Genomic DNA, 16,251 nt, shown 5'->3' with positions numbered 1-16,251 from the left:
CGAACCGCATCCATACTACGCTAAAGGGCCTAACGGTCCGGCAGGCCTACGCGTTAAAAACGAAACACCTCAACTAATCAGGCTTTCAGCGAAGCTGCTGTCTAATATTTTGAGCACCTTCACCACCGCTCTAAAGAACTATCCTACTAAAGAACCAAACTACTATACTACCAAACTACCACCCTAACAAACTACTCCTCTCCCTCCCGTTTCTTCATAGCCGCGGCGACGAATGAGACGAAGAGTGGGTGCGGCACTTCCACCGTGCTTTTCAGTTCGGGATGGTACTGGACGCCCACGAAATAGGGGTGATTCTTGATCTCGACGACTTCTACCAGACCGGTTTTGGGGTTGGTGCCGGCGATGGTCAGTCCGGCTTCCTCGAGGCGCTGGAGGTAGGCGTTGTTGAACTCGTACCGGTGACGGTGGCGCTCGCTAATTTCGGTAGTACCGTAGGCGCGGGCCGCGCGGGTCCCGGGTTTGAGCTGGCATTCGTAGGCGCCGAGGCGCATCGTCCCTCCCTTGGTGGAGATGTCCTTTTGGTCTTCCATGATGTCGATGACCGGAGATTCCGTCAGTTCGTCTACCTCGGAAGATCCCGCGCCCTCGATGCCGGCAACGTTGCGACTGAACTCAACCACCGCGCACTGCATGCCGAGGCAGATTCCGAAGAAGGGGATGTTGTTTTCGCGGACAAAGCGGACGGCCTCGATCTTTCCCTCGATGCCCCGTTCCCCGAAGCCCGGAGCGACGAGGATACCGTCAAACCGTTTGAGGAATTTCCGTACTTCCTTACCTTCTCCTTCCAGTTGCTCGGAATGGATGGGGACCACCTTTACCTTGCACTCGTTGACGGCGCCGGCGTGGATGAAGGCTTCGTAGATGGACTTATAGGCGTCCTGGAGTTCGTTGTACTTACCCACGAGCCCGATGGTCACTTCGTGGGTGCTGTTCTTCAGTTTGCCCAGAAAATTCTTCCACCGCCGCAGATCGGGATTCTTGCGATCGGGCAGCCGTAGCTTGCTGATGACGGTCGTATCGAGTCCTTCTTTCAGCATGTGCAGGGGCACGTCGTAAATAGTGTCGGCGTCGATCGCCTCGACGATGCAGCTCTTTTCCACGTTGCAGAAGAGGGCCAACTTCCGCCGGATGGAGTCATCGATCGGGTGCTCCGTACGAACGACCAGAATGTCGGGCTGTATACCGGTTTGCAGCAGCTCCTTCACACTGTGCTGGGTGGGCTTCGTCTTTAGTTCCTTGGCCGCGGCGAGGTAGGGTATCAGGGTCAGGTGAACGGTGATACAGTTGTCTACGCCGAGTTCCCAGCGCAACTGACGGAGGGATTCGAGGTAGGGGAGGGATTCGATATCGCCCACCGTGCCGCCAAGTTCGGTAATGACAATGTCGTATTCGCCCGTCGTACCGAGTAGCTGAATCCGCCGCTTGATCTCGTCGGTAACGTGGGGGATGACCTGCACCGTTTTGCCCAGGTAATCGCCGCGCCGCTCCTTCTCGATGACGCTTTGGTAGATCCGGCCGGTGGTGACATTATTGGCCTGACTCGTAGGCGTATTCAGAAAGCGCTCGTAGTGGCCAAGGTCGAGATCGGTTTCTGCTCCGTCGTCGGTGACGTAGCACTCTCCGTGCTCGTACGGATTCAGCGTGCCGGGGTCAACGTTGAGGTAAGGATCGAACTTCTGAATGGTAACGGACAGCCCGCGGGCCTGCAGGAGCTTGGCCAGGGAGGCCGCAATAATGCCTTTACCGAGGGACGACGTCACCCCGCCCGTAACAAAAATATACTTGGTCATATTCTACGATTACGGGACACAAAGGTAGCGAAAGGATGGGGAAAGGAACGCGCTAAAGCAAGCCGACCACGTAATCATATTCTTCCGCCGGAATGTTAAATAAGCGGTCGGTGTTAACTGTGTGTAAACAATGCGTTAACTTGGAGTTTTATATTCCGTAGTCATGTTAACTCACGCTTCCCCATACCGCTTGTTCGGAGCCTGCCTGATCGCGGCTGCCCTCCTGCTGTGGGGAAGTGTTGCCAGTGCGCAACGCTCTATTGGATTTTTGCGGGCTCCCGCGCTTGCCGCCATTGACGAAAAGACCGCCGACACGGATTACACCGAGGAGGAATCCTTTAATCTGGAGCGCAATCTGATCTTTTTTGAAGCTACGGTTGACGGGCGCCCGGGCAACTTCATTCTGGATACCGGTGCCCCCACGCTCATCGTCAACCACCGGGGAAAGACGGAGGAAGAGGGTACGCGTACCGGTCTTGGAGCCGGCGGGGATGTCACCCTCACGGACCACCGGGTGGAACGTTTCGAGATGGGCGGCCGCACGACGGCTAATTACTGGGCGATCGGGCTCGACCTGCGGGATCTGGAAGCGCGCATGGATCAACGCGTCGACGGATTCGTCGGCTACGATCTGATCAACACCGGTGAGCTTCGCATCGACTACCGTACCGAACGTTTTCAGTTGCTGAAATCTACCCGGCGCCCGGAGCACCTCGGTAAATCCCCCCGCGCCGTACTTAAATTTTCGCTGGTCGATCACTTACCCGTGGTCTGGCTCCGGATCGGCAAAAAGAAATATTACTTCGCCGTGGATACCGGGGCGGGGTCTAATCTTATCGACCGGGACGCACTGCCCGTTGAAGCATACCAGGCGACCGAGAGCATTATCAACATTCAGGGACTGGACGGAAACGATACGGACTGCCCGACCATCGAGGTAGCACCACCTGCTAACCTGCCCTCCGCCGGGGCTGAATCCCTACGCTTCGTTGCCATGCCACTGGATCACCTGCGGACCGAGGGTGGCGTACACCTGGCCGGGATTCTGGGGTCGGAGTTCCTGAGCCGGTATACGGTAGGTATTGATTACCGCCGTCAGAAGCTTTATCTCTGGTAACCGTTTTCTTCTACTAATCAGCTTTCTCCACGATATCCCGACTGCCCCGGCCGGGGGCGTCCCCGCGTACCGTACCTTTGCTTTCTCACTAAGTTAGATCTACCCCGGATGAAGTTTGATGTACAGGCCATCGATAAGAAGTGGCAGCATTACTGGAAGGAACATAAGACGTACGCAACCCCGACCGACCAGACGAAACCCAAATTTTACGTTCTGGATATGTTTCCCTACCCATCCGGCTCGGGGCTACACGTAGGGCATCCCCTCGGGTACATCGGCTCCGACATCGTCGCGCGCTTCAAGCGGCAGCGGGGGTTCAACGTATTACATCCGATGGGCTTCGACGCCTTCGGCTTACCGGCCGAGCAGTACGCGATCGATACCGGCGTGCACCCCTCCGAATCCACGGCCGTCAATACCACCCGTTACCGCGAGCAAATGGATACGCTCGGTCTGAGCTTCGACTGGGACCGCAGCGTAAACACTTCCGACCCGAAGTACTTCAAGTGGACGCAGTGGATCATCGGCCAGGTCTTCGATCACTGGTACGATCGCGACGCCGACCGCGCCCGGCCCATTGCGGAACTAGTCGAGCAACTCAAACAGCGCGGTACGGATGGGTTGAACGCCGCCGAGACGGAAAGCCTGGACGTATCGGCCGAGGATTTCCGCGCGATGAACGAAAAGGAGCGCAGTGATCTCTTGATGAATTACCGGCTCGCCTTTCGCAGCGTCAGCTACGTGAACTGGTGTGAGGCGCTGGGCACCGTGCTGGCGAATGATGAGGTGAAGGACGGACGGAGCGAACGGGGCAATCACCCCGTGGAGCAGCGGCCCATGTTGCAGTGGAGCCTGCGCATCACCGCCTACGCCGAGCGCTTGCTGGCGGGGCTGCAGGAAGTAGACTACAGTGAAGGCCTGAAGGCTCAACAGGTCAACTGGATCGGTAAATCAACCGGTGCCCTGGTTCACTTCGACATTGAGGGTCACGACCATCAGCTCGATATTTTCACCACGCGGCCGGATACGATCTTCGGAGCCACCTTCATGGTCATCGCTCCGGAACTGGAGTTAGTAGACCAACTCACGACACCGGAACAGCGCCAGGAAATCGACGACTACCTCGCCTACGTCGGTCGCCGCAGCGAACTCGATCGGATGAGCGAGAACAAGGTGACGGGTGCCTTCACCGGAGCCTACGCCACCAATCCGCTCAACGGACAGCGACTGCCGATCTACATCGCCGAATACGTGCTCAAGGACTACGGCACCGGTGCGATCATGGCCGTACCCAGCGACGACGATCGGGACAAACGCTTCGCCGAAAAATTTGGCATCGAGATAATCGACGTGGTGGATAAAAGTAACTATCCCGGCGCCACGCTAAAGGATAAACTGGGCATCCTCATCAATTCGGACTTCCTCAACGGAATGGAGGTTCCCGAGGCCATCCTAGCGGCCACCGAACGGATCGAAGCTCTCGGTCGGGGAAAGGCGCAGGTGAACTACCGCATCCGCGACCTGGTCTTCAGCCGGCAGCGGTACTGGGGGGAGCCCTGGCCGATCATTTATGATGAGCACGACGTGCCGCGACTAGTCCCCGTAGAGGATCTGCCGGTTACCCTGCCGGAGATGGAAGATTTCCGGGCCGTCAGTGGGGTTTCTCCCCTGGAGCGGGCGCAGGAGTGGGTGAACACTCCCCTGGGCCGACGGGAGACCGACACCATGCCCGCCACCGCCGGATCGAACTGGTACTACCTCCGCTACATGGATCCCCACAACGACGGGGCGTTCGTGGGGGCGGAGGCCGTCGACTACTGGAAGGACGTGGACCTGTACGTGGGGGGCGCGGAACATGCCGTCAGCCATATTTTGTACAGCCGGCTCATCCACAAATTTCTCTACGATCTCGGACGCGTACCGACCAGCGAACCTTACAAAAAGCTACTGAACCAGGGAATGATCGGCGGACCCATCAGCTACATCCACCTGGGGCTACTATTGACCCAGGACGGTCAGCGCCATCCCATCTGGGTAAGCAGCGACGTGGCGGAGGGTACGCCCCTTACCGTCGATGGCGTCGGGAGTGGTCACCTAGTGCTTGATGAAAGTACCGGCCAACGGCTCACGCCCCTGCGCTTCGTTACCGAAACGTCGGTAAACAACGAGACCAGCTTCCGTCTCTACCACCATTCCGTCGAGGAAGCCCAGCGCATGGAGCACCAGGATGCGGCTTACTTCCGGACCATTCTGCAACAAGCGAATGCCTTTGCCTGGAAAACTGACCGGGAGGGTAAAGCATACCTCGAGCTCAGCGTAGAACAGGGTAAGATGTCTAAGCGCAAGTACAACGCGGTGAACCCCGACGACATTTGCGCGCGATACGGGGCCGACTGCTTCCGTATGTACGAGATGTTTCTGGGGCCGATCGATCAGGCCAAACCGTGGAGCGTTTCGGGCATCGACGGCGTGTTCCGTTTCCTGCGGCGTTACTGGAACCTCTTCGTGGGCGAGGGCGACCGTCTGTCGGTGACGGACGAGGAACCCAGCCGGGAAGAACTTAAGGTGCTGCACACCCTCATTAAGAAAGTGACCGAAGATATTGACAAGCTCAGTTTCAACACCTGCGTGAGTGCCTTCATGGTCGCGACCAACGAACTGATCAAGCTGAAGTGCGGGAAGCGTAAGGTTCTGGAGCCCACCGTCCGGCTGATAGCTCCCTTCGCTCCCCACCTGGCCGAGGAGCTTCACCAGGCACTCGGTGGATCGAACAGCGTGCACCACGCGGACTGGCCGGAAGTCGTGGAGGAGTACCTTAAGGAGGATACTTTCACTTACCCCATCGCCTTTAACGGAAAGACCCGGCTGACGCTGGACATTTCGGCTGACGCGACCAAACAGGACGTGGAAGATGCGGCGCGGGCGGATACGCAGGTGCAGGGATATCTGGAGGGCAAAACCGTGCGGAAGGTTATCGTGGTACCCAGACGGATGGTGAACTTCGTCGTGGGATGAATACCTTCTCGGAGAGCGGTCTGAGCATCATCTTTCCGGAGGACTGGATCGTCCGTAAATTCGATGCGTCCCCTGCCTACCAGAGCGTTAGCGGACGCGGACTGAAGGGGGTGGACTTTCTCTGCCTGTCGCCCGAGGGCGAACTGTGGATGGTAGAAGTCAAGAACTACCGGTCACGGAGCCGTGCCCATAAGGCCAAGCGACGCAACCCGGAGGGCCTCGCCGCCCACGTCGGAAAAAAGTTCTCCGACACGAAGCGACTCATACGAATCGTCAACCGGGCCATGCGCCGCAAGTGGTGGATCGAACTGCAACTCCTGTACTTTCGGTACTTTAAGCGCTCACGGTCCCGGTCCAACTACTGGTTCTGGGCCGAGGCGGAACGCCGGTTGGCCCAACCCCGGAACCTGGTGTGCCTCCTGTGGATGGAAACCCCGGAGCGGGGGAGCAACTTCGAGGAAGCTACCGCCGATGCGCTGGACGAGTGGCTCGAACCGGGTAACCGTCTGAGAATCGGTGAAATCGACCACCCGGGTGATCTGCCGCTACGGGTGACCTTCCTCCCTTCCGAATAGACAAACGACCAGTTAGTAATTCATACCCCATGCCCGCGAAATACGAACTTGACGATCTGGACCGCAAAATACTGGCGTTGCTCATGGAGAACGCCAAACGCCCCTATACGGAATTAGGAGCGCGGCTATTCGTGTCGGGTGGTACCATCCACGTACGCATGAACAAACTCATCGCCGCCGGGGTGGTCAGGGGACAGACCCTCACCGTGGATCACACGCGACTGGGGTACGACGTGTCCGCCTTTCTGGGCATTTATCTGAAGGGTAGCGGATTGTACAATCAGGCGGCGGCCTACCTGAAGGGAATCCAGGAGATCGTTTCGGCCCACTATACGACGGGGGTGTACAGCATCTTCGCGAAGGTAATCTGCCGGGATACTGATCATTTGCGCGACGTACTCCAACGCATTCAGGCCTTCGAGGGCATTCAGCGCACCGAGACTTTCATTTCGTTGGAGGAAACCATCGACCGCCCGGTACAGGTTATTTCCGCCGCGGAGATGGACGAGTTACGCGATCCGTCGGAATAGCTTCCCGGTTATCGGTCGAGAAGGATTTGTCCGGCCAGATAAGTGACCGCCGAACCGCCAATCCGTACTTTCTTTCCTCGGAGTTCGCACCGGAGTTCCCCCCCTCGCTTGGAGAGTTGGCGGGCGGTGAGGGTTTTCTTCTTGAGTCGTTTGGCCCAGTAGGGGGTCAGGACGGTGTGGGCCGAACCGGTAACCGGATCTTCACTGATGCCATAGGCGGGGTAGAAGCAGCGACTTACGAAGTCTACTTCGTCTCCCGGAGCCGTAACGATGAGTCCCCGACGCTTCAGCTTAGCGACGATGTGAAGATTGGGTGCGAGCTTGCGCACCTGACGCTCACTCTCGAGCACGACGAGCAGGTCGTCCTCACCGGCGTAGACCTCCACGGGTTTGATTCCTGCGAGTGCTCCCCGCAGCTTTTTGGACGAGCGTACCTTCTTGGGTTTGTCAGTAGGTAAGGACAGCGTGTAGGCCCCCGCCTCGCCCTGGGGTTGGACCACGAGCGTACCGGCGTGGCGGGTTTTGAAGCGCAACTTTTCCAGGTCTTTCCCGCCGGATCGGTACAGCACGTGGGCGGCCGCCAGGGTGGCGTGACCGCAGAGCCGTACTTCGGTGGTAGGGGTAAACCAACGAATATCGAATTTTCCCTTGCCGCGAATAACGACGAAGGCCGTTTCGGAGAGATTGTTCTCCGCCGCGATCTCCTGCATCAGGGAATCGGACGGGAAATCGGGGACGGGCACCACCGCGGCGGGATTGCCCCCGAAAATTGTACTCGTAAAGGCGTCGACTTGGTAAAGTGGGAGGTTATGCATGTGCGAAAAGAAGAATTTTAACGTTATGGCGGGGTCGGCACAATCCGCAAAAGCCAATTTATCGTATAATAAGCTGGCGATCAGCGTGACTAATTTGGTGACGGCGCGTCCGTAGTTATGTGACCTAATTATTTTGGGCCACAATGAAATAAACCTAAAGTTATGAACTCATTCAATTCACAGCCAATGGATCACCTTTTCCTCCGGGAGGGAACCACCTACATAAAGATCCCGCTGACCGACATCCACTACATCCAGGCCGACGGCAACTACGCCTACATTCAGACCCGCGATAAGCGGTTCGCCGTGAAGCGCAGCTTGGCCACCATCGCCGAGGAACTGGAGGCCGGTGACTTCGTACGCGCCAGCCGGGGATTGCTCGTCAACTTCAGCCAGGTGAATCGGATCAGTTTCGCCGACGGCGTGATCGAGCTGGACGATCACCAACTTAAAATGGGCAAAGCGTACCACGCCGACATCAAAAGTCGCATGCCCCGACTGTAAGCGCTTACTTTTTGAACGTAGCGGGAGGCTACCCGTTCATAGCGTGTGAGATTCATCGTCTATGACATTGAGGCTACCTGCTGGGAAGGCCGCCCCCCCGGAATGGTTCAGGAGACCATCGAAATTGGTGCCTACGAGGTAGATGCTTACGGGCAGGTCGGTGCCGGCTTCAGTAGATTGATCAAACCGATCCTGCATCCGCAACTCAGTCACTTCTGCCGTCGCCTGACGCAAATCGATCAGTCGGACATCAACCGGGCCCGGGATTTTTCCCGCGTCATAACCGCTTTTCAGGACTGGATCGATGTCAACGGTGAGCCCTACATCCTGGCGGCCTGGGGTCGCTTCGACGAACAGCAGCTGCGGCGCGACTGCCGGCTGCACGGCGTATATGACGACTGGCTCGACGCCTCCATCGATCTGAAGGCCCAGTACCGGGAACTGCGGGGCCTGCCCAAAAAACGGGGCCTGGCGTCCGCCGTGCGCCACGAAGGATTTACGTGGAGCGGCGAACAACACCGCGCCCTCGACGATGCCGAGAATACCGTAAAAGTGTTTCGCAAATTGCTGGACGTATGGCGGTATTGAGCTGACGGCCCTACGCCCATGATTATCTTTGTGGTCCCTTGCTGAAAACCTCGACCATATTATTTTCTATCCTGTGTCTAACTTCCTGTCAATCAGAGGTAGAGACACACGTCGGTAGCGATCACCGGTTCTCCTGGATGACCGCCCCCGGCGTGAACATCACCGGCATCGACTTTCGCAACGATCTTGTCTACACCGACGAGCTAAACCCCTACACCTACCGAAATTTTTACAACGGCGGCGGGGTCGGCATCGGGGATTTCGACAACGACGGACTTCCCGACATTTACTTCACGGGAAACCTCGTGGACAACCGCCTGTACCGCAATCTGGGGGATTTTCGCTTCGCGGACGTGACCGACGAGGCGGGGGTCGCCTGTTCCGGTAGTTGGAGTACGGGAGTTGCCGTAGCCGACGTCAACGCGGACGGCTTTCCCGACCTCTACGTCTGTAAAGCCGGGCCGCCCGCAGGCGAAAGCATCGCCGGCATGGCGGGGGTTCGCTACAACGAATTATTCATCAATCAGGGAGACGGCACCTTCGTCGAGTCGGCCCGGAGCTACGGCCTGGACGTTACCGGACTTTCCGTACACGCCGCCTTTTTCGATTACGACGACGACGGCGACCTCGATTGCTACCTCCTCAACAATTCCACCCGGGCCACTACCGGCTATGACCTCGAGGAGGGCCTCCGCGACGTGCCCGACCCGGAGGGGGGGAATAAATTGTTCCGTAACCTGCTGAGCGAAACCGGACAGACCCGGTTCGAGGATGTCACCTCCGCGGCGGGCATTTACTCTTCCCGGATCGGCTTCGGACTCGGCGTGACCGTCGGCGACGTGGATCTCGACGGCCTTCCGGACCTTTTTGTCAGTAACGACTATTTCGAGCGGGATTACCTCTACTACAACAACGGCGACGGAACCTTCCGCGAAGAACTGGTCGATCACCTGCCCGAGATCAGCAAAGGGAGTATGGGAGCCGACCTGGCCGATCTGAACAATGACGGGCTGCCCGAACTATTCGTCACCGAGATGCTTCCCCCGGACGAGCGGCGGTACAAAACGAAGGCGGCCTTCGAAGGGTGGAACCGGTACCAACTGTACCGCGACCGGGGCTACCACCAGCAGTTTTCCCGCAATGTCCTGCAACTCAACCTCGGCAACGGCCACTTCTCCGAAATCGGCCGGCTGGCCGGCGTGGAGGCAACCGACTGGAGCTGGGGCGCCCTGCTCTGTGACCTGGACAACGACGGCAACCGCGACATCTTCGTCGCGAACGGAACGGGCAAGGATCTGCTGGACCAGGATTACATCAACTTCAACGGCAGTCCCGCCGCGGTGCGCCGCATGATTTTCGGGGAGGGTAAGGGCATTACCGAACTGATCGACCAGATTCCCAGCGAGGCCCTACAGAATGCCGTCTTCCGCAACAACGGAAACCTGACCTTTACCGATGTCGCCGCGGAATGGGGGCTGGACCAGCTGACCTTCAGCAACGGCTCCGCCTACGCCGACCTGGACAACGACGGGGACCTGGACCTGGTCGTAAACAACGTGTACGACCGAGCGGGGGTGTACCGTAACAATACGACCGTCCCCTCCCGGATGGTACGTTTACGATCTGACCAGGCCGGCAATCCGAATGCCATCGGCGCGGAAGTCACCGCGAAGGGGGAAGGGGTACTTACCTACACGCAACTGTACCCGATGCGCGGATTTCAGAGTACGGTCGATACCCGCATTCATATCCCCTTCCGTGTAGATAGCATTACGGTACGGTGGCCGGACGGGCTTCGGGAAATCTTTCCGGTCGCACGGGACAGTAGCCGCATTCTGGAACTGCGGCGGGGGAGTGGACGGCGCGCCGGGTCGGCCCCGGAAGATTATCTATCCGACCCGCCCGAGCGCATACAAACGGCGGAGGTAGCCGATCAGCACGGAATCGTCACTACCCGCGAGGACCCCGCCACGGACTTCGACCGCGACCCGCTGCTCTTCCTGGGCATCAATAATGAAGGTCCGGCGCTGGCAACGGCCGACGTGAACGGTGACGGTCGGCCGGATCTGTTTTTGGGCGGCGCGGCCGGGCAGCCCGGACGCCTGCTGATTGCCAACTCCGACGGCACTTACCGTTCCGTAAGCGAGGCGGTCTTCGCCGAAGATGCCGTAGCGGAGAACGTGGATGCGGTATTTTTCGATGCGGATGGCGACGGAGATCCTGACCTTTACATCGCCAACGGCAGCAATCAGTTCGGAGCCGCTTCGGCCGCGCTCTTCGACCATCTCTACCAGAACGAGGGCGGTGACCGGTGGGTAAAGATGCCCTGGATCCTGCCGAGCAGTAAGCGACCCGTGGCCAGCTCCTGCGTCCGCGCCCACGACTTCGACGGCGACGGTGATACCGACCTGTTCGTGGGGGGACGTCTGCGCCCGGGGACCTACGGCGTACCGACGGACAGCTATCTACTCCAGAATCGCGGCGCCGAAGGCTTCCACGCCATCACCGTACCCACGCTGGGTATGGTCACCGATGCCGCCTGGATCGATGTCGACGGCGATGGGAACTCCGAACTGGCCGTAGCGGCCGAGTGGGGGACCTTACGGTACCTGCACTTCGATCAAAAAGGCCAGGTGACCCGTACCGACACGATACCCGGGACGACCGGCCTCTGGCACGCGCTTGCGGTGGCCGACTTTGACGGAGACGGCACTCCGGATCTGGCCGCGGGCAATCACGGACTGAACTCCCGGTTGCGGGCCAGCGCCGATCGCCCGCTGCGTATGTACATCAACGACTTCGACGGAAACGGAAAGGCCGAACAGATCGTGACGCGCTATGCCGAAGATGGACGCTCCTATCCGCTGGTCCTACGCGACGATCTCGTCAAACAGCTACCTGGACTACGCAAATCCGTACCCGGCTACCACGATTACCAGGGCAAGACCATGGGGGAATTATTTCCCCGGGAAATATTGTCGCGCTCGGTAGTCTACGAGGTGACGGAACTACGGTCGCTGATCGTGCTCAACGAAGCCCGGGCACCCAGGATCGTATTCCTGCCCGACGAGGCTCAGCTCGCCCCGCTGTACGCCCTGCAGGCTTTCGGTCCGGCCGGACAACCGAGCGATCTGCTGGCGGGGGGTAACCAAAGCGTCGGGCGACCGGAACTCGGGATCTATGCCGGGGACTTCGGTCTCGTACTCCGTAACCGGGGGGACGGGCACTTCATGGCGGAGGATCCGCGCGGCACCGGTATGTATCTGCGGGGCGACCTGCGTGGAATCGTTGACCTGGGGACGGACGGTAATTCGGCTAGGTCCTTTATCATTGCACGATCCCAGGGTCCGGTGCTTAAACTAAAAGTCGAAACCGAATGAAGCAATATATTCTTATCGCGATTATTACATCCTTTAGTTTGATTGGATGTCAGAAGGTAGATGACTCCCCACTGGGACAGTACCGGCGGGCGGTGGCGGCCGGGCTGGAGGCGGACCCCTCGGGGGGCGAAGCGGTGTTCGGCATTCACCTGGGGGATACGGACCGTGCCTTCTTCGATCGCTGCACCGAGCTGAACCGCCAGCAGATCGTGACCATGGCCGGTGGCGGCAATCTGGTTGGCCACCGACTGGAAAATGACCTCGACCGCCCGGCGAATATGACCTTCCGCCCGGTCTTTACCGAGGAAACCCCGCGCAAGATCGGGGCAATGGACCTGACCTTTATGTACGACGACTGGTCGCCCTGGAACAAGGCCGCCTATACCGACAAACTGCTTCCCGAGGTAGCCGACTACCTGAGCCGGACCCTCGGCGTCAATTTCCTGGAGATCGAGCATCCCCGCCTCAAACGTATGTACGTGCACGTTGACGGGAGCCGGCACGTAGCGGTGTGGGCCGACGACGTAAGCCTGGTCAAGGGAAGGATCACGGATCTGTCGGAACTGGATGCCGACCCACTCGGACTTACCCCCTAACGTATGCATACACTGACGATTCGTTTCATTCAGGCGGGTACGCTGGTGCTGTGCCTGTTAGCGGGATGCAGCGAACCCAGCGTAGAAAACAATGCCCCCCCATGGGATGGCAAGACCCGGTTCGAGGCCCTGCCCCCCGAGGTGTCGGGCGTGGAATTTGCTAATACCCTTGACTTCGATGAGGACTTCAACATCTACACCTACCGCAATTTCTACAACGGAGGCGGCGTAGCCCTCGGCGACGTCAACAACGACGGACTCACGGATATCTACCTAAGCGGCAACCGGGTAGCTAATCGGCTGTTCCTGAACCGGGGCGGAATGAAATTCGAGGACGTCACCGAAGCCGCCGGGGTCGGGGGGCAGGCCGCCTGGAGCACGGGCGTCACCATGGCCGACGTGAATGCCGACGGGTGGCTGGACATTTACGTTTGCAATTCCGGAGATATCGCCGGCGATAACCGCCGCAACGAGCTGTACATCAACCAGCAGGACGGCACCTTCACCGAAGCGGCCGCAGACTACGGACTGGACAACGAGGGGCTCAGCACCCACGGCGTTTTTTTCGATTACGACCGCGACGGTGACCTGGACTTCTACCTGCTCAATAACAGCTACCAAGCCATCGGCTCCTTTAACCTGGAAAAAAACGAGCGCCCGAAGCGTGATTCCGTGGGCGGCGACCGGCTCTACGAAAACCGCGACGGCTACTTTTACGACGTCAGCGAGACCGCGGGCATCTACGGCTCCATCATCGGCTTCGGGCTGGGGGTGACGGTGGGAGACGTCGACCGCGACGGCTGGCCCGATATCTTCGTCAGCAACGACTTCTTCGAGCGCGATTACCTGTACATGAACAACGGCGACGGGACCTTCCGTGAGGTGCTCACCAACGCCATGAGTTCCATCAGCGCCGCCAGTATGGGGGCCGATCTGGCGGACATCAATAACGACGGTTATTCCGAGCTCTTCGTGACCGAGATGCTACCCGCCAGCAACCGGCGAATGAAGGAAGCCACCACCTTCGAAAACTGGAACCGCTACCAGTACAACCTGAAAAACGACTACTTCCACCAGTTCACCCGCAACGTCCTGCAACGGAATAATGGCGACGGGACCTTTACCGAAATCGGGCGGCTCAGCGGAGTGGAAGCCACCGACTGGAGTTGGGGCGCCCTCATCTTCGATATGGACAATGACGGCTACAAGGATATCTACGTCGCCAATGGGATCTACCAGGATCTGACGAACCGCGATTTTCTGGACTACATCGCCGACGATGAGTTCAAGCGCAAGGTGACGGAGTCCGGGGAAGTTGATTTCCGGGTACTGGTGGACGCCATTCCCTCCAATCCAGTGCCCAACGTCGCCTACCGCAACCTGGGGCCCTCCAAAAACTTCCGCTTCGAAAACGTGGCCGCCAGCTGGGGACTCGACCTCCGGGGGTTCACCAACGGGTCGGCCTACGCGGACCTGGATAACGACGGCGACCTCGACCTCGTAGTCAACAACACCAACGCCGCAGCCCTCGTCTACCGCAACCACACGGAAGGGCAGCACTACCTGCAACTGGAGTTTAGAGGAAAGGGCGGCAATACCTTCGGCGTAGGCACCAAGGCGACCGTCGTGGCCGGCGACCGTAAATTTTACCTGGAGTTTATGCCCATGCGGGGCTTCGAGTCCAGCATGCAGTACCGTCTGCACTTCGGACTCGGGGAGATCGCGGTGGTAGACCGGATCGACATCGAGTGGCCCGACGGCAAGCAGTCTTCCATCGTCAGTCCGGCGGTAAACCAGCTCCTCACGGTCGCCGAGGACCAGACGGGAAGTCAGCTGCCGCCGCCCGCCGCACCCACCACACCGCCCCCCCTGATAACCGGGTCCGCCGCGGCGGACGGAATCGACTTCGAGCACCGCGAAAACCGCTACAGCGACTTCGACCGGGACCCCCTGACTTACTTCATGCTCAGCGCCGACGGTCCCGCGCTCTGCTCCGGCGACCTGAACGGAGACGGCCGGCCGGACGTCTACCTCGGAGGCGCGCGCGACCAAGCTGGCGGACTGTTTCTCTCCCGGGGTGATCAATTCGTCCGGGCGGCTGAATCCCTACTGGAGGCCGACCGAACCAGTGAAGACGTCGCCTGTACCTGCTTCGATGCGGACGGCGACGGCGATCTCGATCTGTACGTAGCCAGCGGCAGCAGTGAATTCGGTGCCGCATCCTCGGCGCTCTTCGATCGCCTGTACCTGAACGACGGCAACCGCTGGACGAAGAACGCTCAGATCTTGCCGAGCGCCCGCCAACCGGTGGTCAGCAGTACGGTGGCGGCGCATGACTTCGACGGCGACGGGGATACGGACCTGTTCGTCGGGGCACGGATGCGCCCGGCCCTCTACGGAGCTCCGGCCGACAGCTACCTGCTCGTCAACGACGGTTGGGGTCGTTTCACCGAGCGCCAATTTGAGGCCCTCGGTATGGTCACCGCGGCCGCCTGGGTGGACGTAAGCGGCGATGCCGTCCGCGAACTCGTCGTGGTCGGAGAGTACATGGCCCCCCGGGCGTTTTCCGTGTCCGCCGATTCCATCACGGAGGTCGCGCTGCCGGGTCTGAATGGGCTGATGGGTTGGTACACCGCCCTGGCCACCGCGGATCTGGACGGTGATGGCCGCGAGGACATCATTCTCGGAAACCACGGCCTGAACAGTCGCTTTCGGGCCAGTCCCGAACGGCCCGTCATGATGCACGTAAACGACTTCGACGGCAACGGCACGGCGGAACAGGTCGTGTCCACTTACGAAGACGGCAAGGCATATCCCACGGCCCTGCTCCACGATCTGGTGAAACAGATGCCGGGCTTACGCAAACGATTCCTCAAGTACACCGAGTTCGGAGACAAAACGATGGAGGACATCTTCGGGGCCGAGGCCCTGGACCGGTCCATCTACTACGCCGCTACCGAGCTGCGCTCGCTGGTGATCATGAACCGGGGCGCGGACAGCCTCGAGGTGCGCTACCTTCCCTTCGCCGCCCAGGAGACACCGGTACGGGCAATTCTGGCGGACGATGTGGACGGCGACGGCGATACGGACCTTTTGCTGGGCGGCAACTTCGACTACGTAAAACCGGAGATCGGCCGCTTCGATGCCGGTCGCGGACTACTACTGACGAACGACGGCCGGGGCCACTTTTCCGCGGTCCGCGCACCGGAAAGCGGGATCGACGTCGCGGGGGAAATCCGCGGCATTGCGCGCCTTTCCGGTGGCCGCTACCTGCTGGCCCGCAACAATGCCGTACCCATCATGCTTCGTCGCCGATGAAT

The 16,251-nt window shown here is 59.5% G+C and carries 12 protein-coding genes; 10 read left to right on the top strand and 2 right to left on the bottom strand.

Translation table 11 applies throughout. The features are described from left to right. Positions 1-187, top strand: a 187-nt coding sequence (locus NMA52_RS17030; protein ID WP_254828908.1) for a hypothetical protein, incomplete at its 5' end; no start/stop codon positions are given. A 4-nt stretch (positions 188-191) separates the two neighbouring features. Here the strand turns inward: NMA52_RS17030 and NMA52_RS17025 are convergent. Further along, entirely contained in the window at positions 192-1,811 is a 1,620-nt protein-coding gene (locus NMA52_RS17025) for a CTP synthase (RefSeq protein WP_254828907.1), read from the bottom strand. Between the two features lie 163 nt (positions 1,812-1,974). Between NMA52_RS17025 and NMA52_RS17020 the strand changes: the two genes are divergently transcribed. The 4 genes from NMA52_RS17020 (at position 1,975) to NMA52_RS17005 (ending at position 7,048) form a co-directional block, all read left to right on the top strand. Continuing rightward, complete coding sequence (locus tag NMA52_RS17020) at positions 1,975-2,928, top strand: aspartyl protease family protein (protein ID WP_254828906.1); 954 nt, start codon at positions 1,975-1,977, stop codon at positions 2,926-2,928. 108 nt (positions 2,929-3,036) lie between these two features. Next, on the top strand, positions 3,037-5,943 hold the full coding sequence (locus NMA52_RS17015; RefSeq protein ID WP_254828905.1) for a leucine--tRNA ligase: 2,907 nt from the start codon (positions 3,037-3,039) through the stop codon (positions 5,941-5,943). Next, the gene (locus NMA52_RS17010) at positions 5,940-6,518 is read left to right on the top strand and encodes a hypothetical protein (RefSeq protein ID WP_254828904.1); all 579 of its coding nucleotides are present in this window, start codon (positions 5,940-5,942) and stop codon (positions 6,516-6,518) included. The genes NMA52_RS17015 and NMA52_RS17010 overlap by 4 nt, the downstream gene beginning before the upstream one ends. A 29-nt stretch (positions 6,519-6,547) precedes the next feature. Then, positions 6,548-7,048: an Lrp/AsnC ligand binding domain-containing protein gene (locus NMA52_RS17005; RefSeq protein ID WP_254828903.1), complete on the top strand. Its 501-nt coding sequence runs from the start codon at positions 6,548-6,550 to the stop codon at positions 7,046-7,048. Positions 7,049-7,056: 8 nt separating this feature from the next. Here NMA52_RS17005 and NMA52_RS17000 read toward each other — a convergent pair whose 3' ends face one another. Next, positions 7,057-7,863 carry a PhzF family phenazine biosynthesis protein gene (locus NMA52_RS17000; protein WP_254828902.1) on the bottom strand — a complete coding sequence of 269 codons (807 nt, stop codon included), beginning with the start codon at positions 7,861-7,863 and terminating at the stop codon, positions 7,057-7,059. Positions 7,864-8,049: 186 nt separating this feature from the next. Here NMA52_RS17000 and NMA52_RS16995 point away from each other — a divergent pair, with 186 nt between their 5' ends. From NMA52_RS16995 to NMA52_RS16975, 5 genes are all read left to right on the top strand, one after another. Continuing rightward, positions 8,050-8,367, top strand: a complete 318-nt coding sequence (locus NMA52_RS16995; RefSeq protein ID WP_254828901.1) for a LytTR family DNA-binding domain-containing protein — start codon at positions 8,050-8,052, stop codon at positions 8,365-8,367. 45 nt (positions 8,368-8,412) lie between these two features. After that, positions 8,413-8,955 (top strand): exonuclease domain-containing protein, encoded by a 543-nt coding sequence (locus NMA52_RS16990; protein ID WP_254828900.1) that lies wholly within the window; start codon positions 8,413-8,415, stop codon positions 8,953-8,955. 137 nt (positions 8,956-9,092) lie between these two features. After that, positions 9,093-12,335, top strand: a complete 3,243-nt coding sequence (locus NMA52_RS16985) for a VCBS repeat-containing protein (protein ID WP_254828899.1) — start codon at positions 9,093-9,095, stop codon at positions 12,333-12,335. A 38-nt stretch (positions 12,336-12,373) separates the two neighbouring features. Then, positions 12,374-12,931 (top strand): hypothetical protein, encoded by a 558-nt coding sequence (locus NMA52_RS16980; protein WP_254828898.1) that lies wholly within the window; start codon positions 12,374-12,376, stop codon positions 12,929-12,931. 3 nt (positions 12,932-12,934) lie between these two features. Continuing rightward, entirely contained in the window at positions 12,935-16,249 is a 3,315-nt protein-coding gene (locus NMA52_RS16975) for a VCBS repeat-containing protein (protein ID WP_254828897.1), read from the top strand. The last annotated feature ends 2 nt before the right edge of the window (positions 16,250-16,251 follow it).

It is taken from the genome of Lewinella sp. JB7 (assembly GCF_024297185.1).
In the GTDB taxonomy this organism is placed as follows: domain Bacteria; phylum Bacteroidota; class Bacteroidia; order Chitinophagales; family Saprospiraceae; genus Neolewinella.
The sequence above is the reverse complement of the archived record's forward strand: the minus strand, read 5'-3'. Positions and strand labels throughout refer to the sequence as shown.

Bases quoted from the DNA above. Each gene is read 5' to 3' on its own strand.
- NMA52_RS16985 (WP_254828899.1), top strand. From the start codon at position 9,093: ATGACCGCCCCCGGCGTGAACATCACCGGCATCGACTTTCGCAACGAT.
- NMA52_RS17010 (WP_254828904.1), top strand. From the start codon at position 5,940: ATGAATACCTTCTCGGAGAGCGGTCTGAGCATCATCTTTCCGGAGGAC.
- NMA52_RS17025 (WP_254828907.1), bottom strand. From the start codon at position 1,811: ATGACCAAGTATATTTTTGTTACGGGCGGGGTGACGTCGTCCCTCGGT.
- NMA52_RS17005 (WP_254828903.1), top strand. From the start codon at position 6,548: ATGCCCGCGAAATACGAACTTGACGATCTGGACCGCAAAATACTGGCG.
- NMA52_RS17015 (WP_254828905.1), top strand. From the start codon at position 3,037: ATGAAGTTTGATGTACAGGCCATCGATAAGAAGTGGCAGCATTACTGG.
- NMA52_RS16995 (WP_254828901.1), top strand. From the start codon at position 8,050: ATGGATCACCTTTTCCTCCGGGAGGGAACCACCTACATAAAGATCCCG.
- NMA52_RS17020 (WP_254828906.1), top strand. From the start codon at position 1,975: ATGTTAACTCACGCTTCCCCATACCGCTTGTTCGGAGCCTGCCTGATC.
- NMA52_RS17000 (WP_254828902.1), bottom strand. From the start codon at position 7,863: ATGCATAACCTCCCACTTTACCAAGTCGACGCCTTTACGAGTACAATT.
- NMA52_RS16975 (WP_254828897.1), top strand. From the start codon at position 12,935: ATGCATACACTGACGATTCGTTTCATTCAGGCGGGTACGCTGGTGCTG.